Annotated in this window: 18 protein-coding genes and 1 tRNA gene; 14 read left to right on the top strand and 5 right to left on the bottom strand. The window is 73.4% G+C overall.

Going from position 1 to position 20,627, the window contains the following annotated elements; translation table 11 throughout:
• The 5 genes from ABZ479_RS13385 to ABZ479_RS13365 all read left to right on the top strand — a co-directional run.
• Positions 1-907: sortase domain-containing protein (locus ABZ479_RS13385; RefSeq protein WP_500461685.1), on the top strand; the 907-nt coding region annotated here is incomplete at its 5' end.
• Positions 908-977: 70 nt separating this feature from the next.
• The gene (locus tag ABZ479_RS13380; protein ID WP_500461696.1) at positions 978-1,742 is read left to right on the top strand and encodes a phosphate ABC transporter ATP-binding protein; all 765 of its coding nucleotides are present in this window, start codon (positions 978-980) and stop codon (positions 1,740-1,742) included.
• Positions 1,743-1,751: 9 nt separating this feature from the next.
• A complete protein-coding gene (locus tag ABZ479_RS13375) occupies positions 1,752-2,339 on the top strand; it encodes a flavoprotein (protein WP_500461684.1) in 588 nt (195 codons plus the stop codon).
• A 356-nt stretch (positions 2,340-2,695) separates the two neighbouring features.
• Positions 2,696-4,459, top strand: a complete 1,764-nt coding sequence (pstS, locus tag ABZ479_RS13370) for a phosphate ABC transporter substrate-binding protein PstS (protein WP_500461683.1) — start codon at positions 2,696-2,698, stop codon at positions 4,457-4,459.
• 302 nt (positions 4,460-4,761) lie between these two features.
• Positions 4,762-5,202: a VOC family protein gene (locus ABZ479_RS13365; RefSeq protein WP_500461682.1), complete on the top strand. Its 441-nt coding sequence runs from the start codon at positions 4,762-4,764 to the stop codon at positions 5,200-5,202.
• Positions 5,203-5,762: 560 nt separating this feature from the next.
• Here the strand turns inward: ABZ479_RS13365 and ABZ479_RS13360 are convergent.
• Positions 5,763-5,835: transfer RNA gene (locus tag ABZ479_RS13360), tRNA-Arg, on the bottom strand.
• Positions 5,836-6,139: 304 nt separating this feature from the next.
• Between ABZ479_RS13360 and ABZ479_RS13355 the strand changes: the two genes are divergently transcribed.
• The 4 genes from ABZ479_RS13355 (at position 6,140) to ABZ479_RS13340 (ending at position 11,620) form a co-directional block, all read left to right on the top strand.
• Positions 6,140-7,807 carry a dynamin family protein gene (locus ABZ479_RS13355; RefSeq protein WP_500461681.1) on the top strand — a complete coding sequence of 556 codons (1,668 nt, stop codon included), beginning with the start codon at positions 6,140-6,142 and terminating at the stop codon, positions 7,805-7,807.
• A gap of 4 nt (positions 7,808-7,811) precedes the next feature.
• Positions 7,812-9,410, top strand: a complete 1,599-nt coding sequence (locus ABZ479_RS13350; protein ID WP_500461680.1) for a GTPase — start codon at positions 7,812-7,814, stop codon at positions 9,408-9,410.
• A 115-nt stretch (positions 9,411-9,525) separates the two neighbouring features.
• Positions 9,526-9,969: a single-stranded DNA-binding protein gene (locus tag ABZ479_RS13345; protein WP_499599042.1), complete on the top strand. Its 444-nt coding sequence runs from the start codon at positions 9,526-9,528 to the stop codon at positions 9,967-9,969.
• Positions 9,970-10,201: 232 nt separating this feature from the next.
• Positions 10,202-11,620 (top strand): LAETG motif-containing sortase-dependent surface protein, encoded by a 1,419-nt coding sequence (locus tag ABZ479_RS13340; RefSeq protein ID WP_500461679.1) that lies wholly within the window; start codon positions 10,202-10,204, stop codon positions 11,618-11,620.
• Between the two features lie 192 nt (positions 11,621-11,812).
• On the opposite strand, the gene ABZ479_RS13335 is transcribed toward ABZ479_RS13340, so the two are convergent.
• Positions 11,813-12,829 (bottom strand): DNA-directed RNA polymerase subunit alpha, encoded by a 1,017-nt coding sequence (locus ABZ479_RS13335; protein WP_500461678.1) that lies wholly within the window; start codon positions 12,827-12,829, stop codon positions 11,813-11,815.
• Between the two features lie 208 nt (positions 12,830-13,037).
• Here ABZ479_RS13335 and ABZ479_RS13330 point away from each other — a divergent pair, with 208 nt between their 5' ends.
• The 5 genes from ABZ479_RS13330 (at position 13,038) to ABZ479_RS13310 (ending at position 16,678) form a co-directional block, all read left to right on the top strand.
• Entirely contained in the window at positions 13,038-13,259 is a 222-nt protein-coding gene (locus ABZ479_RS13330; protein ID WP_499599037.1) for a hypothetical protein, read from the top strand.
• Positions 13,260-13,372: 113 nt separating this feature from the next.
• Positions 13,373-13,507 (top strand): hypothetical protein, encoded by a 135-nt coding sequence (locus tag ABZ479_RS13325; RefSeq protein ID WP_500461677.1) that lies wholly within the window; start codon positions 13,373-13,375, stop codon positions 13,505-13,507.
• A gap of 354 nt (positions 13,508-13,861) precedes the next feature.
• Complete coding sequence (gene ettA, locus ABZ479_RS13320) at positions 13,862-15,526, top strand: energy-dependent translational throttle protein EttA (protein ID WP_406264897.1); 1,665 nt, start codon at positions 13,862-13,864, stop codon at positions 15,524-15,526.
• Between the two features lie 7 nt (positions 15,527-15,533).
• Entirely contained in the window at positions 15,534-15,986 is a 453-nt protein-coding gene (locus tag ABZ479_RS13315) for an acyl-CoA thioesterase (RefSeq protein WP_499599032.1), read from the top strand.
• A complete protein-coding gene (locus tag ABZ479_RS13310) occupies positions 15,983-16,678 on the top strand; it encodes a DUF8185 domain-containing protein (RefSeq protein ID WP_500461676.1) in 696 nt (231 codons plus the stop codon). The genes ABZ479_RS13315 and ABZ479_RS13310 overlap by 4 nt, the downstream gene beginning before the upstream one ends.
• Here the strand turns inward: ABZ479_RS13310 and ABZ479_RS13305 are convergent.
• The 3 genes from ABZ479_RS13305 to ABZ479_RS13295 are packed head-to-tail and all read right to left on the bottom strand — an operon-like array spanning position 16,675 to position 20,622.
• Positions 16,675-17,232: a Pycsar system effector family protein gene (locus tag ABZ479_RS13305; protein ID WP_500461675.1), complete on the bottom strand. Its 558-nt coding sequence runs from the start codon at positions 17,230-17,232 to the stop codon at positions 16,675-16,677. The two genes, ABZ479_RS13310 and ABZ479_RS13305, sit on opposite strands and share 4 nt — an antisense overlap.
• Positions 17,229-18,404: a hypothetical protein gene (locus ABZ479_RS13300; RefSeq protein ID WP_499599029.1), complete on the bottom strand. Its 1,176-nt coding sequence runs from the start codon at positions 18,402-18,404 to the stop codon at positions 17,229-17,231. Before ABZ479_RS13300 ends, ABZ479_RS13305 begins: the two co-directional genes overlap by 4 nt.
• A 37-nt stretch (positions 18,405-18,441) precedes the next feature.
• Positions 18,442-20,622, bottom strand: coding sequence for a hypothetical protein (locus ABZ479_RS13295; RefSeq protein WP_500461674.1), 2,181 nt, complete (start codon positions 20,620-20,622; stop codon positions 18,442-18,444).
• Positions 20,623-20,627 lie beyond the last annotated feature (5 nt).

Below are 20,627 nucleotides of genomic sequence, written 5' to 3'. Positions count from 1 at the left end.
ACCACCCTCATCGGCGAGCTCTCCGACGGCAGCGGCACCCCACCCCACCGGCGCCGGGCCCGCGCCCGGCCTGCGGGTCACCGGTGCGGCACTGAGCATCCTGGCGGCCCTGCTCCTCGGCTTCGTCGTGGACGTGGGCCTGCTCGGCCAGGTCCGCCACGCCCGCGACCAGCAGGTCGACTACGCCGCCCTGCGCAACGACCTCGCCAACGGCGTGGCACCCGTGGGCGGCTCGGGCGACGGCCTCAAGCCGCTGACCTCCGGCACCCCGGTGGCGGTGCTCTCCGTCCCCGGGCTCGGCCTGCGCGAGGTCGTCGGCGAGGGCACCACCTCGGAGGTCCTGACCCGTGGCCCGGGCCACCGCCGCGACACCCCGCTGCCCGGCCAGGCCGGCGTCAGCGTCATCATGGGGCGCCAGGCGACCTACGGCGGCCCGTTCCGGCACCTCGGCGGTCTCCACCCGGGCGAGCAGCTCACCGTGACCACCGGTCAGGGCGTGCACCGCTACCGCGTCGTCGCGGTCCGCCGCGCCGGTGACCCCCAGCCCGCGCCGCCCGCGGCCGGCAAGGGCCGCCTGACGCTGATCACCGCCGAGGGCACCCCCTTCATGCCGAAGGGCATCCTGCGGGTGGACGCGGACCTGATGTCCGACGTCCAGCCCGCCTCCGCCCCCGCCGTTCCGGCCGGCGCGCTGCCCGCCGAAGAGGCCGCGATGGCCGTCCAGGAGTCCGCCTGGCTGCCGGTCGTCCTGTGGGGCCAGGCCATGCTCCTCGCCGCCGCCGGTCTCGCCTGGGCCCACGCCCGCTGGGGACGGCGGCACGCCTGGGTCGTCGGCGTCCCCGTGCTCGGCCTGCTCGGCCTCCTCGTCGCGGACCACGCGGCACTGCTCCTGCCCAACCTGATGTGAGGACCCGTTCGTGACCGAGACCACCATCCCGCTCCCGCCGATCGCCGAGGACGCCCACGCCGGCGCGACCCTGGAGGCCCGCCGCATCTCGTGCTGGTTCGGCGACCACAAGGTCCTCGAACGGGTCTCCCTGACCATGCCCGCCGGGCAGGTCACCGCCCTCATCGGCCCCTCGGGCTGCGGAAAGTCCACCTTCCTGCGGACCCTCAACCGCATGCACGAGCTCGTGCCCTCCGCCTCCCTGGCCGGCGAGGTCCTGCTGGACGGCGAGGACATCTACGCCCGCGGACGCCGCCTCACCGAGGCCCGCCGCCGCATCGGCATGGTCTTCCAGAAGCCCAACCCCTTCCCGGCGATGTCGATCTACGACAACGTCACCGCGGGCCTCAAGCTCACCGGCCAGCGGGTCCGGGACTCCCTGAAGGACGACCTCGTCGAGGAGTGCCTGACCAAGGCCGGCCTCTGGAAGGAGGTCCGGGCCCGGCTGCGCCAGCCCGGCGGCGCCCTCTCCGGCGGTCAGCAGCAGCGTCTGTGCATCGCCCGCTCGCTGGCCGTACGGCCCAAGGTGCTGCTGATGGACGAGCCCTGCTCGGCCCTGGACCCCACCTCGACCCGGCGCATCGAGGAGACGATCCGCGAACTGGCCCACGAGGTCACGATCGTGATCGTCACCCACAACATGCAGCAGGCCGCCCGCGTCTCGGACCAGTGCGCCTTCTTCCTCGCCGAACAGGGCACGCCCGGTGGCATCGTGGAGCACGGCCCCACCACGGCCATGTTCGGCAGCCCGACCGACCCGCGGACGGCCGACTACGTGGAGGGCCGGTTCGGGTAAGGGGTGGTCATGCCTTCGTACACGTCCCCACCGCGGGCCCGGCCGGCCCGCGGGGTCCTCGCCGTCGTCGGCTCGGCCGCCGACGGCGTCGAGACCCTGCGCGAGGGACTCGTGCTGCCCGCGATCGCCCGCGGCTGGCGCGTCGCCGTCACTCTCACCCCGGCCGCCGCACTCCGGCTGCGTGAATCGGGCGAGACCGGGCGGCTGCGCGACGCCACCGGCCTGCCCGTACGCGACCGGTCGCGGCTCCCCGGCGAGCCGCGGCCCCATCCGGACCCGGACTGCTGCGTGCTGGCCCCGGCCGACGCCGACACCCTGGCCAAGCTCGTCCTCGGCATCGCCGACAACCAGGCCCTCACCCTGCTCGCCGAGGTCCTCGGCACCCCGCACGTGCCGCTCGTGGCCGTCCCCGTCGTCAGCGCGGCCCACGCCCGCCACCCCGCGTGGCCGGGCCACCTCGCGACCCTCCGCGCGGCGGGCGTCCACCTGCTGCCCGACCCGGACGCACGACCCCTGCCGGAACCGGGCGACGCGCCCGGCGGGCGCGGCCTTCCCTGGGCGGACGTCCTGGAGACGATCGACCGCGTGACGGGCTGAGGGAGCCGTCGCGGACCCGGGCCACCGGGGTCCCGCCGTTGGTGCGTTCGCTGTTCGGCCTTCACCTTTCCGCCGCCCCGGGTTGCGGCCGGCCGCGCATCCTTGCGCGATGCGGTCGGGCACGGGGAGTGACCCTCGATCGCGGTCGGGGCACGGACACCGTGCCCCGCGACAGGGGGGAACGACGGTTCATGGCAAGCGGTCGGCGATCAGCGGCAGATGATCCGCCGGTGCGGGTCCGCACCGGGACGTCGAGCGCGCATGAGCAGGCGCGCCCACCCCAGGCCCTCCGGTCACCCGCAACCGCACCACCACCACTGCCCGCACCCCTCCACACCGATCAGGAGTCACCCGCCATGCCCGGCCCGCGTCCGGCACTCTTCGTACGTCCGACCATCGTCACCGCCCTCTCCCTCCTTGCCGCCGTCCTGTTCGGCGCTCCCCCGGCGACCGCCGCGACACACGTACCGATCTCTGGTGCCGGGTCGACCTGGAGCCAGAACGCGCTCGACCAGTGGCGTGCCGACGTCCAGCAGGACGGCATGCACGTGAACTACAACGGCACGGGCTCGTCGGACGGCCGCAACCAGTTCCGCAACGGCACCGTGGACTTCGCCGCCTCCGATGTCCCCTACGGCCTCGACGACTCCGGCGTCGCCGACCCGCCGCCGTCGCGCCAGTACGCGTACATGCCGATCGTCGCCGGTGGCACGTCGTTCATGTACAACCTGAGCATCGGCGGCCGGCGCGTCACCGACCTGCGGCTGTCCGGCGAGGTCATCGCCAAGGTCTTCACCGGCCGGATCACGATGTGGAACGATCCCGCCATCAAGGCCGACAACCCGGCGCTGGCCGCCACGCTGCCCGCCCGCCGGGTCGTCCCGGTGGTGCGCTCCGACAGTTCCGGTACCACGGCGCAGTTCAGCACCTGGATGAGCAAGCAGTACCCGTCGCTGTGGGACGACTACTGCCGCGAGGCGGGCCGCAGCACCCCCTGCGGGACGGCGTCGCTCTACCCTGTCGCGCCGGGCAGCAGCTTCGTCCGCCTGGCAGGCTCGAACGGCGTGTCCGGCTACGTGGCGCAGTCCCGCAACGTGGGCACCATCACGTACGTCGAGTACTCCTACGCGGCGATCACGACTGGGTCCCCCGTCGCCAAGGTGCTCAACAAGGCCGGGTACTACGTCGCGCCCACCGCGCAGAACGTCGCGGTCGCCCTTCTGAAGGCGCGGATCAACGAGGACAGCTCCTCGCCCGACTACCTGACGCAGGCCCTCGACGGCGTCTACGACAGCACGGACCCGCGCGCCTACCCCCTCTCCGGGTACGGCTACGCGATCGTCCCGACCAAGGTGGAGCGCAACTTCACCCTGCAGAAGGGCGAGTCCCTCGGTGCCTTCGCGTACTACTTCCTCTGCCAGGGGCAGCAGCACGTGGACAAGCTGGGCTACTCGCCACTGCCCATCAACCTCGTCCAGGCGGGCCTGAACCAGGTCCGCAGGATTCCCGGCGTCGACGTCCAGAGCATCGACATCAAGAGCTGCCACAACCCCACCTTCTCCACCGACGGCACCAACACCCTGGCGCTGACGGCCCCTTACCCGTCCCCCTGCGACCGGGTGGGCAGCACGCCGTGCGACGGCAGCGTCCCCGGCGGCCGGACGCAGTCGATCACGACGACCCTCGCGCCGGGGGCGCTGCTGATCTCCGTGGCGGGTGACGCGCACGTCGAGTTGCCCGGTCCGCGGCTCGACCCCTCGGGCGAGTACCTGCACACCACGGGGCAGATGACCCCGGTCACCGTCACGGACACCCGCCCCGGCAACATCGACTGGACGGCTTCGGGCCAGGTCGGCGACTTCAGGGGCCAGGCCGGAGGCGTCCTCGACGGGAGCAGCCTGACCTGGGCCCCCGCGATCGTCGACCGCGGCAACGTCCGGTCCGTCACGGCGGGCGCCCCGGTCGCCCCCGGCGACGGCAGCGGGCTCAAGGACGTCCGGACGCTGGCCAGCGGAGTCGGCCCCGGTACCACGGACGTCGGGGCCGGCCTCGACCTCGACGCCCCGAGCTCCACGCCGCCCGGCACGTACACGGCGGTCCTGACGCTGACCGTCATCTGACCCGAACCCCGGCAGCCCCCACAGCCCCGCCGGTGGACGCCCCAGCCGACCACGGTCGGCCACGACGTCCACCGGCGCCGGAGCACTCCGGGCGGCAAGCTCCTGCCGGGCAGAGACCCCTGCGGCCACGGCGCTCCCGCCGGGGGTTCCGGCCGGGCATGCCTACCCTGGCGGGCGGGTTGGTGCCTCCGGATGGATCCCCCCGGGTCCGGCGGTCCGCGGATGTCGAGGACGTGTGATCGGCTCCGTCCCAGGGACACCAGCGGCCGCACCGGCCGCACGAGGAAGAGGGAGAGACCGGCATGGCGATTCAGCGGATGGACAACGTCGGCATCGTCGTCGAGGACCTGGACGCCGCCGTCGCGTTCTTCGTGGAGCTCGGCATGGAGCTGGAGGGCAGGGCGGAGGTCCAGGGCCCCTTCGCCGACCAGTGCACCGGACTCGACGGCGTGCACTGCGACATCGCGATGGTCCGGACCCCGGACGGCCGCAGCCGGCTCGAGCTGGCGAAGTACCGCAGCCCCGCCGCGATCGGTGCCGGGCCGCGCGACCGGCCGCACAACGTCCTGGGTACGCACCGCGTCATGTTCGCGGTGGACGACATCGAGGACACCGTCGCCCGCCTGCGCCCGCACGGCGCCGAACTCCTGGGCGGGATCGCCCGGTTCGAGGACAGTTATCTGCTCTGCTACGTCCGCGGCCCGGAGGGCATCATCGTCGGACTGGCCGAGCAACTGGGCTGAGCAGGCGGAGCCCGGCGGCTGCGTGCCGAGCGGGCGGCACCCGTGCCGTGCCGTACGGGGGAAGCCGAGGGCCCGAGCCCCGCGGATCCGCTCCTGCCCGGATAGCACGGGGACGGCCTCGCGGGGTCGGTTTTCCGCCGTGCCCCGCGCGCCGCGCGGCAGCGGGCCCCCGCGCCGGCGAGTACGCCCCGCTGTTCGGCGATCGTGGCCGTGACCTGCGGAGTGTCTGCCCGGCCCGGTGGCGTGGGGCGGGTGTCCCGCGGGCCCGCGGCGCCGATCGGGCGGGCAGCGGCGGCCCGGTTTCGCCTGCCGCCTACGCGCGTTGTGCCGCGGGTCGGCTCGGGGACCACCGGAGCCGGATCGAGGGGCGGGGGAGACCGCGTCCCGCCCGCCGGAACCCCGGCACCCGCGCGTCGGAGCCGCCCGCGTGAACCCGGTGGCGCCCGGACGGCACCGGGGCGCCCCCGCGATCACGCGCAGGTGCCCCGACCGCTGCGGCGCTCGCCCCGGCAAGCCTGCGACCAGCAAAAAGCCCCTCCCTGAGGGAGGGGCGCAAGACGTGCCCCCGGCAGGACTCGAACCTGCGGCCAAGCGCTTAGAAGGCGCCTGCTCTATCCACTGAGCTACGGGGGCCGGACGTTGGCCGCGACCGAACCCGCCCCTTGTGTCGACGGTTCCGTGACCTTGCCGGGGACAAGGATAGGGCGAGGCTCATGTGCGGCCGGTTGCTTCGCCTTCATGACACGTTGTGTAGGTTCGGTGAAGCGGTCTGATAATCGCAGGCAGGTGCGAATGTCGCACCAGTTTTGGCGCCTCAGTCGGCGGCTGTTGTGCACTCGTTATGCCGGTGTCTCTTCCGGCCCTTCTGTCCCGTTCCGGGCTTCTTGCGGGCCGAAAGGCGTGAACTAGGCGGAATACGCTTCAAAAACCCATCAAAATGGGGCATTCTGCCACTGTGGCGATCTTGGATGTACGGCCCGAACTCCTCGACGCGCTGTCGGCTCTGCGCGACCGCGTCGCGGACGCGCGTTTTCCCCTTCCCCTTCCCGGTGCCGAGCGGGCCCGCCGCACACGACTGGAACTGCTGGCGCAGCTCGACGACTATCTGGTGCCCCGGCTGAAGGCACCCGAAGCGCCGCTGCTGGCCGTGGTGGGCGGCTCTACGGGGGCGGGGAAGTCGACCCTCGTGAACTCGCTGATCGGGCGGCGGGTGAGCGACGCGGGCGTGCTGCGCCCCACCACCCGTACCCCGGTGCTGGTGTGCCACCCCCAGGACCGCGCGTGGTTCGCCGACCCGCGCGTCCTGCCGGGCCTGGCCCGTGCCTGGGCACCGCGGCCCCGGACCGCCGCCGACGCCGACGGGGAGGACGGTGCGGACGGGAGCGACGAGGAGCGCGAGGCGGAGGGGACCCGGCTCTGGCTGCGTCTGGAGACCGACGACACGCTGCCGCGCGGCCTCGCCGTGCTGGACGCGCCCGACATCGACTCCCTCGTCTCCCGCAACCGCGAGCTCGCCGCCGAACTGCTCTGCGCCGCCGACATCTGGATCCTGGTGACCACCGCGTCGCGCTACGCCGACGCCGTGCCGTGGCATCTGCTCCGTACGGCCAAGGAGTACGACGTCACCCTGGCCACCGTCCTGGACCGGGTGCCGCACCAGATCGCCGAGGACGTCTCCCAGCACTACGCGGCCCTGCTGACCCGCGCCGGGCTCGGGGACGTGCCGCGCTTCACCGTCCCGGAGCTGCCCGAATCCGCCGGGTCCGGCGGGCTGCTGCCGCACACCGCGGTGGCGGCGCTCGGCAGCTGGCTCGCGCACTGCGCCGAGGACCCGGCGGCACGGCACCAGGCGGTGCGGCGCACCGCGTCCGGGGTCCTGGGGTCGCTCGGCAACCGGCTCCCGGAACTGGCCGGCGCTTCGGCCGCGCAGCATGCCGCGGCGGTGCGCCTGACCCGCCGGGTGGACGACGCCTACGACGAGGCCGAGTCGCGCGTCCAGGAGGCCGTGGACGCCGGGGCGCTGCTCTCCGGGGAGGCCCTGGGCAGCTGGCGCGGCTACCCGGACTGCGGCCCGGCGGCCCTGCTGTCCGCCCTGGCCGAGAGCCTGGCCGCGCTGCTGCGGACGGAGGTCGCCACGGCGGACGAGCGCACCCTCGACGCCTGGCGCGGCGACCGCGCGGGCACCGCCTTGGCGGAGGACACCGACCCGGAGGCGGCGGCCGACGACGCCGCCGAGCGGATCGAGGACGCCGTCGACACGTGGGGGTTCACGGTGAACCGCCTGGCGCACCAGGCGGTCCGCGGGAGCGCCGACGGAGTGGACCCGCAGCACGCTGCGGCGCTGATCGCCGTCGCCGTGCTCGGCGGCCGCAAGGGAACGGTCGCGGGCGAGCGGCTCGCCTCCCTCGTCGGGGCGCACGCGGCGCTGCGGTCCGGCGACCGGGCGCGCGAGGAGCTGGACCGGCTCGTCGGGGACGTGCTCGACGCGGAGCGCGAACTGCGGGTGCTCCCGGTGGACGCACTCGATGTGACGGCGGGCCAGCAGGCCTCGCTGATCGCGGAGCTTTCGGTCGTGCAGAAGTCGTACGGACTGCAGGAGAGGTGATCAGGTGCTCACGGAGCGGGTGGACGCGCTGTCGGAACTGCTCGGGCTGTCGCGCACCCGGGTGAGCCACGAGGCGCTCGACGGGGCCGGGGAGCTGCTCGAACGGGTCGGCGACCGGCGCCGGCTCTCCGCCGACCACACGGTGGTGGCGCTGGCCGGGGCGACGGGCAGCGGGAAGTCGTCCCTGTTCAACGCGCTGACGGAGCTGGACCTGTCGCGGATCGGCGTCCGCCGTCCCACCACCTCGGCGCCGATCGCCTGCGCCTGGGACCCCCGGGGCGCCTCCGGGCTGCTGGACCGGCTCGGCATCGCGCCCAAGGCACGGTTCGCCCGGCACAGCGTCCTGGACGAGGGGGCGGAGCGCACGGACGACGGGCCCGCCGGCCTGGTCCTGCTCGACCTGCCGGACCACGACTCGGCGGCGACCGCCCACCGCGACCAGGTGGACCGGGTGCTCAAGCTCGTCGACGTGATCGTGTGGGTGCTCGACCCCGAGAAGTACGCGGACGCCGCCCTGCACGAGCGCTACCTGCGGCCGCTGGCCGGGCACGCCGACGTGACGATCGTCGTCCTCAACCAGATCGACCGGCTCCCGGAGGAGGCCGTCGAGCAGGTCCTGGACGATTTGCGGCGGCTGCTCGACGACGACGGGCTCGCCGTCGGCGAACACGGCGAGGACGGCGCCATGGTGCTGGCCGTCTCGGCGCTGAGCGGCGACGGCGTCGCGGAGCTGAGGGCGGCCATCGGACAGGTCGTGACCGAACGGGCCGCCGCGAGCCGGCGGCTGTCCGCGGACGTGGACGGTCTCGCCGAGCGGTTGCGCCCGCTGTACGTCGCCGAGGCGGTGGCGGGCCTCACCGACCGGGCCCGCGAGGACTTCACGGCGAGCCTCGCGCACGCCGTGGGCGCCGCGGCGGCGGGCCGGGCGGCGGAGCGTGCCTGGGCCAGGGCCGCCGACGAGGCGTGCGGCACCCCGTGGCGGCACCTGCGCCGGGTCCGCGGCGGGGAGCCGGACGACGACGGCCTCGACGGGCGGCGTCCGGCGCTGTCGGCGTCCCGCGCCTCGGTCGACGAGGCGGTGCGCGCGGTCGCGGCGGAAGCCGTGGAGGGGATGCCCGCTCCGTGGGCGCAGGCGGTGCGGGAGGCGGCGCGGCGCGGCGGCCGCACGCTTCCGGAGGCGCTGGACGCGGCGGTGGAACGGGCGGCGCCGGACGAGCCGCCGCGTCCCCGGTGGTGGTCGGCGATCGGTACGGCACAGTGGCTGCTGGCGCTGCTCGCGACGGCCGCGCTGGTGTCCGGGACGGTGGCGGCCGCGGGCGCGCTGCGTCTGCCGTGGTGGCTGCCTCCCGTGCTGCTGGCGGTGGGCGCCCTGGGCGGTCCGCTGCTCACCCGGGTGAGCCGGTTCGCGGCCCGCGGCCCGGCGCGGAGGCACGGTCAGGCCGCCGAGCGGCGGATGTCCGACGCGGCGGCCGACTGCGGGCGGGCGCGGGTGCTGGAACCGCTGGCGGCGGAATTGCTGCGCTACCGGGAAGTGCGGGAGCAGTACGGGGTGCTCGCCGGAAACCACTTCCGGGTGACGGAGTTGTCCACAACGGGTCAGTAATCCACAGGTTGAATCCGATTTCTCCACGGGGGGCGGGGAGGGCGCACCATGGAGCCATCGCGGGGCCGGCGGCAGGGGGCCGCCGGCCGGCGACGGCAACGGGGGAGCATCGGCAATGAACGAGACACTGGTCACCGTCGTGGGGAATGTCGCCACCAGGCCGGAATTCCGGAAGACGCCCACGGGTGTCCCGGTCGCCAGGTTCCGCCTGGCGACGACCGCGCGCCGCTGGGACCGCGAGCGCGGCGGCTGGTCCGACGGGCACACCAGCTTCTACACGGTGTGGGCCTGGCGGCAGCTGGGGGAGAACGTCGTGGCCTCGGTCGGGGTCGGCGAACCGCTGCTCGTCCAGGGGCGCCTGAGGGTGCGTGAGGAGGAGCGCGACGGGCGGCACTGGATCTCGGCCGACGTCGACGCGTTCGCCTGCGGCCACGATCTGACGCGGGGCACCTCGGCGTTCCGGCGGCTGTCCGCGGCCCGGCCGGAACTCACGGTTCCGAATTCCGGGGGCGCTGGGGAGCCGCTCGTGGGCGATCCGCTGGCCGCACTGTCCGGATAAGCCGGACAGCTGGGCATTCGCCCCGCGGGAAAGTGTCGATGATTTATCGACAATTTCACGTTCATGCCTACGCGCGGGTAACGATTGCGATTCGAATTCTCGGGCGACCGTGAATCCCGGTGGCTTTGGTGCGGTTGGTTCCTAGGATTCAGCGATACCCCGGCTTTCCGCGGGGATCCACAGCTGTCGGCGAGGCCCACCCCACGACCAGCCTCGCACGGAGGGGAAATTCATGTTCACTGTACGGAGGCGGGGAGCTGCCCGTCTTGCCGTCGCGATGGTGGCCTCCGGGCTCCTCGCCACTGGTTCCATAGCTGCTGCCGGGTCCGCCATCGCGGACGACGCGACCCCCACCGCGCCCGGTGCGACGGCGACCCTCGGTGGTCTGAAGACCGCCGCCCAGGCCGAGATCAAGGAGAAGGGCAAGGAGCCGGAGAAGGTCAGTGCCGGCCTCTTCGAGATGTCCGTCGACGGCGGCGGCACGATCCAGACGTACTGCATCGACATCAAGAACCCCACCCAGACCAAGGCCAAGTACAAGGAAGTCTCCTGGGACCAGTCGAGCCTGCACGACAACGTCGACGCGGGGAAGATCAACTGGATCCTGCAGAACTCCTACCCCCAGGTCGACGACCTCTCCGCCCTGCAGAAGACGGCCGGGATCGAGGACGGCGCCCTGACCCCGGAGCTCGCCGCCGCCGGTACCCAGGTGGCCATCTGGCGCTTCTCCGACAAGGCCGACGTGACCGCCGTCGACCCGCTCGCCGAGCAGCTCGCGGACTGGCTGGAGGGGCATGCCGAGGACCTCAAGGAGCCCGCGGCGTCGCTGACCCTCGACCCGCCGGCCGTCTCCGGCAAGGCCGGTGACCTGCTCGGTCCGATCAAGGTCAACACCAACGCCTCCACCGTCCAGGTGAGCCCCGCGCCCAGCAACCCCTCCGGCGTCAAGGTCACCGACAAGAACGGCACCGCGGTCACCTCCGCGAAGAACGGCGACGAGCTCTACTTCGACGTCGCGGCCGGCACCGCCGACGGGACGACCTCGCTGACGGCCACCGCCAACACCAAGCTGCCGGTCGGCCGCGCCTTCACGGGCATCGACAGCACCACGCAGGTCCAGATCCTCGCCGGTTCCAGCGACAGCTCGGTCTCCGCGACGGCGACCGGCACCTGGGCCGCCAAGGGCCCGATCCCGGCGGTCTCCGCCGAGGTCAACTGCGCCAAGAGCGGCCTGGACGTGACGGCCGCCAACGAGGGTGACCAGCCGTTCACCTTCAACCTGGCCGACAAGGAGTACACGGTCGAGGCCGGCAAGTCCGAGACCATCACCGTGCCGGTGGCCGAGGACCAGCCCTACAAGGTGACCATCACCGGCCCCGAGGGCTTCGAGAAGACCTTCGAGGGCGTCCTCGACTGCGAGACCGCGGGCAGCGGCGGCGACACCCCGTCCTCCTCGCCGAGCCCGGCCTCGGCCGGCGGCTCCTCCGAGGGCACGGCCGACACCGGCTCCACGACCGGCGGTGACCTCGCCGAGACCGGTTCGAGCAGCGCCACCCCGGTGATCGCCGGCATCGCGATCGCCCTGGTCGTCCTCGGTGGCGGCGCGGTGTTCTTCCTCCGCAAGAAGAAGGCGGCCCCCTCCGCCGAGTGAACTGACCCCACAGGCCGCTCATGAGTGAAGGGGGCGGAGGTCGACAGACCTCCGCCCCCTTCACCGCGCCCCGCGGGCGCGCGCCGAGCAGCGAACAGCCCCCTCGGAGCGATCTTCGAGGGGGCTGTTCACATGCTCAGGATCCAAGACTCAGGACCCAGGTCCCGGTGCCCGGGACCCGGTGTCCGGGACTCAGTACTGCTCGGTCTCCACGAACCCCGCGTCCGCGCGGTCGTCCGCGCCGAAGGCGGCGGCGGTCGGGTCGAATCCGGGCGGGCTGTCCTTGAGGGCCAGGCCCAGGCCGGCCAGCTTCGCCTTGACCTCGTCGATCGACTTCGCACCGAAGTTGCGGATGTCGAGCAGGTCCGCCTCGGAACGTGCCAGGAGCTCACCCACCGAGTGAACTCCCTCGCGCTTGAGGCAGTTGTAGGAGCGGACGGTGAGCTCCAGCTCCTCGATCGGCAGCGCCATGTCGGCGGCGAGGGCGGCGTCCGTCGGGGACGGGCCCATGTCGATGCCCTCGGCGTCGACGTTCAGCTCGCGGGCGAGACCGAACAGCTCGACGAGGGTCTTGCCGGCCGAGGCCATGGCGTCACGGGGACGCATGGCCTGCTTGGTCTCGACGTCGACGATCAGCTTGTCGAAGTCGGTGCGCTGCTCGACACGGGTCGCCTCGACCTTGTAGGTGACCTTGAGCACCGGGCTGTAGATGGAGTCGACCGGGATGCGGCCGATCTCCTGGCCCACCTGCTTGTTCTGCACGGCCGAGACGTAGCCGCGACCGCGTTCCACGGTCAGCTCCATCTCCAGCTTGCCCTTGCCGTTCAGCGTGGCGAGCGCGAGGTCGGGGTTGTGCACCTCGACACCGGCCGGGGGCGCGATGTCGGCGGCGGTGACCAACCCCGGGCCCTGCTTGCGCAGGTACATCACGACCGGCTCGTCGTGCTCCGAGGAGATCACGAGCTGCTTGATGTTGAGGATGAGGTCGGTGACGTCCTCCTTGACGCCCGGCACGGTGGTGAACTCGTGCAGGACGCCGTCGATCCGGACCGAGGTGACCGCGGCACCCGGGATCGACGACAGGAGGGTGCGGCGGAGCGAGTTGCCGAGGGTGTAGCCGAAGCCCGGCTCCAGCGGCTCGATCACGAACCGGGAGCGGAACTCGTCGACGACCTCTTCGGTCAGTGACGGACGCTGAGCGATCAGCACGAGGTATTGCCTCCAGGTTTGGCGCCCTCTATGTGACGCCATAGACAACACGAAGGGTACGGGGCCCACGGCCTCCCGTGCGGCAGCCCCGCCCGTCCGGCCTCCGGCGGGCAGGCCGGGCCCCCTCGCGGGGTCCGAGCGCGACGATCCGCCTCGTGTGCCCCGGGAGCCGGTCGCCGCCGCGTTTCGCGGGTGCATACTGGGGGCAATGACAAAGCCTCCTGCACCGAAGCGTCATTTGCCCACCAGCCCCTTCAAGGCGCCGGTCGCGCCGGCCCCGAAGGTCTTCGCCGTGGGCGACCAGGTCACGCACGACATCTACGGCCTCGGCCGGGTGATCGGCATCGACGAGGGAACCGCGGCGCTGGTGGACTTCGGGTCCACGCAGCTGCGGATCCCGAGCCCGTACAGCAAGATGACCAAGCTGTAGGACCGCCGTGCCGGTTCACGGCACGGCAGGCCCCGCCGGGGTCCGAGACGAAAGGGACACCTCTCATCGATTCGACGTCGCTGTTCTCCGCCCCGGAAGGGCAACCGCGCTCCGTGAGCGCGGCATCCCCGCCCCCGGCGACGAACCCCTTCCAGGCCCCGGACTTCGGGGACGGCGGGACGCCCCCGCCGGACGACGCCCAGGAACCCGCCCAGGGCAGGCACGCCCCGCGCCGCAAGGCCCGCTGAGTCCTGGCACAGCGGGCCGTCGCCTGGTCGGGCGAACGCCTCCGCCCGGCTTCGCCGCACGTCTCCTACGGCCGCCCGCCCTACGGGCGGACCGTCGCCGTGCCGCTCCCCATGAGGACGTCGCCCGCACCGGACCGCCGGCCGCCCCGGCCGGGCGGTCCACCGACGCGGAGCCCCGCCGGTCCGGACGCGGCCCGGTACGGACCGTCCGTGATCCGTCTCCGGATCCGGGCGCCGCGCGGGCGCTGGTCAGCCGGGTGCGGGGCGGTGTGCGGGTACTCGTTTCCGCCCGGGGGTGGACGGCTGGCAAGATGGGGTGTATCTGCCCACACATCGAATGCCGGACGGTTTCTCTTGGCTGAGTTCATCTACACCATGCGCAAGACGCGCAAGGCGCACGGCGACAAGGTGATCCTCGACGACGTCACCCTGAACTTCCTGCCCGGCGCGAAGATCGGTGTCGTGGGACCCAACGGTGCCGGTAAGTCCACCGTGCTCAAGATCATGGCGGGTCTGGAGCAGCCGTCCAACGGCGACGCGTACATCTCACCCGGATACTCGGTCGGCATCCTGCTGCAGGAGCCCCCGCTGGACGAGTCCAAGACCGTGCTGGAGAACGTCCAGGACGGTGTGGGCCCGGTCAAGGCCAAGCTGGACCGGTTCAACGAGATCGCCGAGCTGATGGCGACCGACTACTCCGACGCGCTGCTCGACGAGATGGGCAAGCTGCAGGAGGAGCTGGACCACGCCAACGCCTGGGACCTGGACGCCCAGCTGGAGCAGGCGATGGACGCCCTCGGCTGCCCGCCCGGCGACTGGCCCGTGGTCAACCTCTCCGGTGGTGAGAAGCGCCGCGTCGCGCTCTGCAAGCTGCTGCTGGAGGCCCCCGACCTGCTGCTGCTCGACGAGCCCACCAACCACCTGGACGCCGAGTCCGTGCAGTGGCTGGAGCAGCACCTGGCCAAGTACGCGGGCACCGTCGTGGCGATCACCCACGACCGGTACTTCCTGGACAACGTCGCCGAGTGGATCCTCGAGCTCGACCGCGGCCGCGCCTACCCGTACCAGGGCAACTACTCCACGTACCTGGAGACCAAGCAGTCCCGTCTCAAGGTCGAGGGCCAGAAGGACGCCAAGCGCGCCAAGCGGCTCAAGGACGAGCTGGAGTGGGTCCGCTCCAACGCCAAGGGCCGCCAGGCCAAGTCCAAGGCCCGCCTCGCCCGTTACGAGGAGATGGCCGCCGAAGCCGAGAAGATGCGCAAGCTCGACTTCGAGGAGATCCAGATCCCGCCGGGCCCGCGGCTGGGCAGCATCGTGGTCGAGGTGAACAACCTCTCCAAGGCGTTCGGCGAGAAGGTCCTCATCGACGACCTGTCCTTCACGCTGCCGCGCAACGGCATCGTGGGCGTCATCGGCCCCAACGGCGCCGGCAAGACCACGCTGTTCAAGATGATCCAGGGCCTGGAGGCCCCGGACTCCGGGTCGATCAAGGTCGGCGAGACGGTCAAGATCTCCTACGTGGACCAGACCCGCGCCAACATCGACCCCAAGAAGACCCTCTGGGCGGTCGTGTCCGACGAGCTGGACTACATCAACGTGGGCCAGGTCGAGATGCCGTCCCGCGCGTACGTCAGCGCCTTCGGCTTCAAGGGCCCGGACCAGCAGAAGCCGGCCGGCATCCTCTCCGGCGGCGAGCGCAACCGCCTCAACCTGGCGCTCACCCTCAAGCAGGGCGGCAACCTCCTGCTCCTCGACGAGCCGACGAACGACCTCGACGTCGAGACCCTGTCCTCGCTGGAGAACGCGCTGCTGGACTTCCCCGGCTGCGCCGTGGTCGTCTCCCACGACCGCTGGTTCCTGGACCGGGTGGCCACCCACATCCTCGCCTACGAGGGCGAGTCCAAGTGGTTCTGGTTCGAGGGCAACTTCGAGTCGTACGAGAAGAACAAGATCGAGCGGCTCGGCGCCGACGCGGCCCGGCCGCACCGCGCCACCTACAAGAAGCTCACCCGGGGCTGAGCGGGAGATGGCCCGGCACATCTACCGCTGCCCGCTGCGCTGGTCGGACATGGACGCCTTCGGGCACGTCAACAACGTGGTCTTCCTCCGCTACCTGGAGGAGGCCCGGATCGACTTCATGTTCCGGCTGGCGCCCGGGGAGGGCAGCGCGTCGTTCACGGGAGGGTCGGTCGTGGCCCGTCACGAGATCGACTACCTGCGTCCGCTGGTGCACCGGCATGAGCCGGTGACCGTGGAGACGTGGGTGACCAAGGTGGGAGCCGCCTCACTGACCGTCGCGTACGAGGTCAAGGACGCGGACGTGGTCTACGTCCGCGCGTCCACGATCGTCGTGCCGTACAACCTGGAGAAGGGCCGGCCGCGCCGGATCACGGCGGAGGAGCGGTCCTTCCTGGAGGCGTACTACGACGACAGCGCGAACGGGTCCGGTGAGGCCGGCGAGGGGGCCGTTGCCGCATGACGGCACCCCTGCGACTCGCCGATGCCAGGGAGGCGGACGGTTTCGCCGCCTTCCTGGCCCGGCTGCTCCACTGGGACAAGGCCGCCGTCGTCCGGCTGCGCGCATCGGGCACGGTGCTCGCCGTGTTCGGGCAGCCGCCGTTCGGCGGCGGGGTCCTGGCCGTCCGCACCGCCGAACTGGACGGGGCCGCCGGAGACCTGGACTCGACGGTCTCCGCGGGCCAGTTGCTCGACGGCATCGACGACGTGACGGGCACGGTCGCCGTGCCCGCGGCCGTCACCGGGCCGGCCTGGGCCGGACTGCTCCCGCCGCGCGGCGGCTGGGAGCCGGTGCGGGGCCTGCCGTCCGCGGAGGACGTACGCGCCGTGGCCGCGGCCGCGGTGACGGAGTTCCGCGACCGCAGCGAGGCCCTGCGGCCCGAGAGCCGTACGCGGGCCGAACTGGACGCCATCGCCGACGACATCTGGTCCCGGCAGCTCGGCGCCACCGGCCTGCCGCTGCGCGTGGTGCACGCCGCCCACGCGCTGGGCTTCCTCCGCCCGGTCCGCACCGTCGTCCCCGCGCCGCGCACCTCGGAGCAGCCCGCGGTGCTGCTGCTCGCCGCCGGCCCGTGGCTGCGGCTGCGCACGCCGTACGGCTCGGTCGCCGTACGGCGCGGCCTGCCGGGGCTGTCGGTGAGCCCGGTCCGCTAACCGACGACGACCGCCGCGAGCCCGGTGAGCACGGCGACGGCGAACGCCACCGCGCCCAGGAGCACACAGCGGTGCTTGACGACGGCGATCCCGCTCGCGGAGACCAGGGCGGGGAGCAGCGAGGTCATCGGGTCGCGCGCGGTGTGCTCCAGCGCGCGGCGCAGCGGCTCGCCGCCGCCGGTCCGCACGACGTCGGCGAAGAAGACCAGGGGCCGGCCGGGCTGCCAGTCGCTGCGGATGCGGCGCGGCAGAACCGCCGCGATGAGCATGACCAGCGAGATCACCCAGGCGCCGACGGCGCACCACCACAGGACGGTCCCGGCGGCCGGGAGCCGGCCCGGGTCCCACTGACGGGCCGCCAGGATGCCGGTCAGCGCACCGCCGGTGAGGCCGACGGAGCCGAGCAGGATGGCGGCCTTGCTGTCGGCGCGGGTGATCTCCTCCCGGGTGCCGGCGAGCAGATGACGTGCCTGCTCGGCGACTTCGCCGTCCGCGGCCGCGGGAGCGCCCTCCGCGGCCGGGGCCCGGGCGTCCTCGGTGTCCGCCGCGGTCACCGCGGGTACCCGTAGCCGCCGTCGGCCGGGGGCCGGGGCGGCATCGGCGGCGCCTGGGGCGGCGGGGCCGGGTGTGCGCCGGGGTGCGGGGGCGGGTCCTGGGGCCCCGGACCCGGTGCGGGGCCGGGGCCGGGTCCGGCCTGCGGCGGGAGCTGCCGGGGCGCGCCCTGGAGGAGTTGGCGCAGCTGTTCCACCGCGAGGTCCAGCGGCTCCTCGAAGTCGTGCGGCTGCAGGTGCCCCTGGTCGATCAGCTGCTTGATCATGTCGGCCTTGAGCCCGAGTTGCTGCCGGTCCTGCTCGTTCATGGCGGCGATCACCTGGGGCGCCTGGGCCGGGTCCTTGGCGAGCTGCACCGCGAAGCGGGCGACGTCGCCGTCCTGGAGGTACTGGGCGTAGAAGGCGGCGGCGGCGCCGGTCAGCTGCTGGTCGTAGTGCTGCTTGGCCGCGGCGACCTTGTAGTCGCTCGCGGCGGTGACGTACTCGCGTTCCCGCTGGCGGAGCGTGACCAGGTACTCCTGGGAGGCCTTGTCCAGGGCCAGCCGCACGGTGCACCAGGTGCGCAGGCCGAGTTCGGGACCGATGGGCTGCCCGGTCAGGGCCTCGTTGACGGCGTCCTCGGCGTCGGCGCAGCGCTCGATGTCGAAGCGGCGGGTGACGGCCCGGATCCGGCCGAGCAGCAGAGGCTGCAGCGCCGCCCGTACGTCGTGGAGGCCCTCCCGCACCACGCGCACCGGATCGGCGACCTGCCAGTGCACGTCCACCTCCGACAGGAAGTGGAAGTGGTCGCCCTGGCTGGGCACCGACCCGCCGACGGGCAGGGCGTGCCGGCCCATGTTGACCTCGTAGTACGAGCGGTAGACCCGCCACAGCGGCTCCTGGCCGCGCTGGTCGCCCGGCGACCCGCTGACGATCAGCTCGTTGGACGCGTTCACGAAGATCATGACCGTGTCGGCGGCGGCCGTCGGCTTGCGGATCATGCTGTCGAGGAAGCTCAGCGGCCGCGGCCCGTCGACCGGGTTGTTGACGGGGCCGGGAGGCGGCCCCACCGGCCCCTGGCCGCCCGGCCAGGGGCGCGGTACGCCCTGCGGCTGCCGCCAGGCCTGCTGGGCCTGGTTGTGCTGCCAGGCGTTCGGGTCGGGCTGCTGGGGCCCCCACCACGGCGGTTGGGTCATGCTGTCCACTTCTTCCTGTCTCGCGCGGTCGGTTGCCTTACGGGGTTGTCACGGGCCAGGCCGGCGTCGGCGCGTCGAACGTGCCCAGGGCCCGGCGCAGTTCGCGCAGCGCCGGGTCCGAGAGGTCGCCCGCCTGCGCTGTCCTGCGCACCAGTTGGTCCAGGCGCCGGCGGTCGCGCTCGGAGCGGACGAGCAGCGGGAGGAACCGGGCGAGGCCGCCGGTCATGCCCTCCGTCCGGTCGGCCGCCGCCAGCCACGCGTACAGCGCCCCGACGGCGCCCTCCCCGGTGGCGGGGGAGGCGAGCAGCACCTGCCACAGGGCGCGGACGGCGGCCCCCGCCGCCGGGTCGTCCGTGCCGCCCTCGTCGAGGCCGGTGCGCAGCAGCCGCGGCCACGGGTCGGTGCCGTCGACGCCCTCGTCCCAGACGCCGGTCGCCATGAGGAACCCCTCGGCGCAGGCGTCGCGCAACTCCGGGGAGTCGTCCGTCGCCCAGTCCACCAGGGTCTCCAGCACCGGGCCGGGCCAGCCGCCGACGATCAGGGCGCGCAGGGTCTCCAGGACCACCGCGCGCAGTTCGTCGCCGCCCGCGCGGCGCGCGACCAGCCGGAGGTCGGCCAGCGCGGACCTGGGGTGGTCGACGCCGAAGGTGGCGTAGGTGCGGGCGGCGGTCCAGCGGCGGGCCGCCGAGCCCCGCTCGCTCCAGTCGTGCAGCAGCGCCTGGACGAGGGCGAGGAGCCCGCCCTCGGCCGCGATCTGCAGCGCCCAGGCGGCCAGTTGCCGCGGGCGCCGGGCCCGGCCGGCCGACCAGGGGTCGACCAGGGAGTGGAAGACGCCGCTGAAGTCCACGGGCAGCAGCTTCCCGGCGGTCTCGGCCGCGCGGACGCGGTGCAGGCCGACCGGGGAACCGGCGAGTTCGTGGAGCCAGCGCGCGAAGGGCTCGCGCGCGGAGGGGTGTTCGAGCCACAGGTGGCGCAGCACCAGCTCCCGGGCGCGGGGGTCCTGGAAGACGACCGCGGTGGACGGCACCCGGCCCCAGGCGGTGGTCTCGTGGGCGGGCAGCTCCTCGGAGCGGGTGAGCTCCAGCAGCCGGCCGCGGTCGCGGTCGAAGCGCGGCAGGCCCAGGTGCCGCCGGGGGTTCTCGGCCTCCCTGAGGATCAGCGCCAGCCGGTCGGCCCGCTCCACGACCTCGTGGAACGAGCACTCCTCGAAGACCGCCAGCGCGATCAGGAAGGCCTTGTCGCGCGGGTCGGTGTCGGCGCCGTCCAGGATCCGCGTCACCATCTGCCGGGCGGCGTCGTCGACGAAGCGGTCCAGCGCCTCGTCGCCGGCCCGGCCGTCCAGCAGCGCGACGAGCAGCCGGGCGAAGGCGGCGGTACGGGCGGGCCCGGGGCAGGACCGCAGCAGCCGCTGCGTCTGCGGCAGGGCCAGCAGCCGCTCCGGGTCGGCACCCTCGGGCTCGCGCCGGACGGCGACCAGTTCGTGCCGCAGGTGGCTGCGGAGCACCTGTTCGGGCTCCGCCAGCCGCCAGGTGACCGTCCGCACCCGGTTCAGGGCCGTCAGCGGGTCGACGACGATCACCATGCGGCTGCCGTGCGCGGCGAGCCGGCCGGCCAGCGCGTCCAGCCGGCTGGCCCCGAGCGGCCGGTTGTCGGGGCTGACCGGCTCCGGCAGCAGGTAGCCCGCCGGTTCGGAATCGGCGTACGGGAACTCCTGCAGATTGGTGTCGGGGTCCAGCCGCAGGACGCGGCCGCCGCCGCCGCGCAGCAGCCGCAGCCCGGCGGCCTTGCGGCCCGAGCCCACCGGCCCCTGAAGGACGACCAGGGAGCGCCGGTCCAGTTCGGCGCAGGCGCCGTCGTGACCCGGCCCGGGGACGTAGACCCGGGCGAGCCGGTCGAGTTCGGCGTCGGCCACGGGGCCGGGGCGGTCCGCGTGGGCACCCGACGGGGAGCCGTAGTGGTGGTGGTGCTTGCCGCCGGTGAACTGGTCGCCGCCCACCGAGCCGGCGTGCAGGCGCTGCCCGCCGCCGCGCAGCCGGCCGAGCAGGCCGGGTTCGTCCGGAGCGTCCTCCTCGGGCGGTTCCTCCCGGGCGTTCGCGGCGCCGGGACGGTGGGGGACCCGTGCCGCCTCGTCCGCGCCGCGCTGCCGGGGCGGGGCCTGCTCCGGCCCGGGGTGCCGTTCCGCCTCCCCGTCGGCGGCGGGGGACCGGGGTGCGTCCACGGCGG

Origin of the sequence: Streptomyces sp. NPDC005722, from assembly GCF_040630935.1 — a bacterium.
Lineage (GTDB): Bacteria > Actinomycetota > Actinomycetes > Streptomycetales > Streptomycetaceae > Actinacidiphila.
Note: the sequence above shows the minus strand (reverse complement) of the source record. Positions and strands in the feature narration are given on the sequence as shown.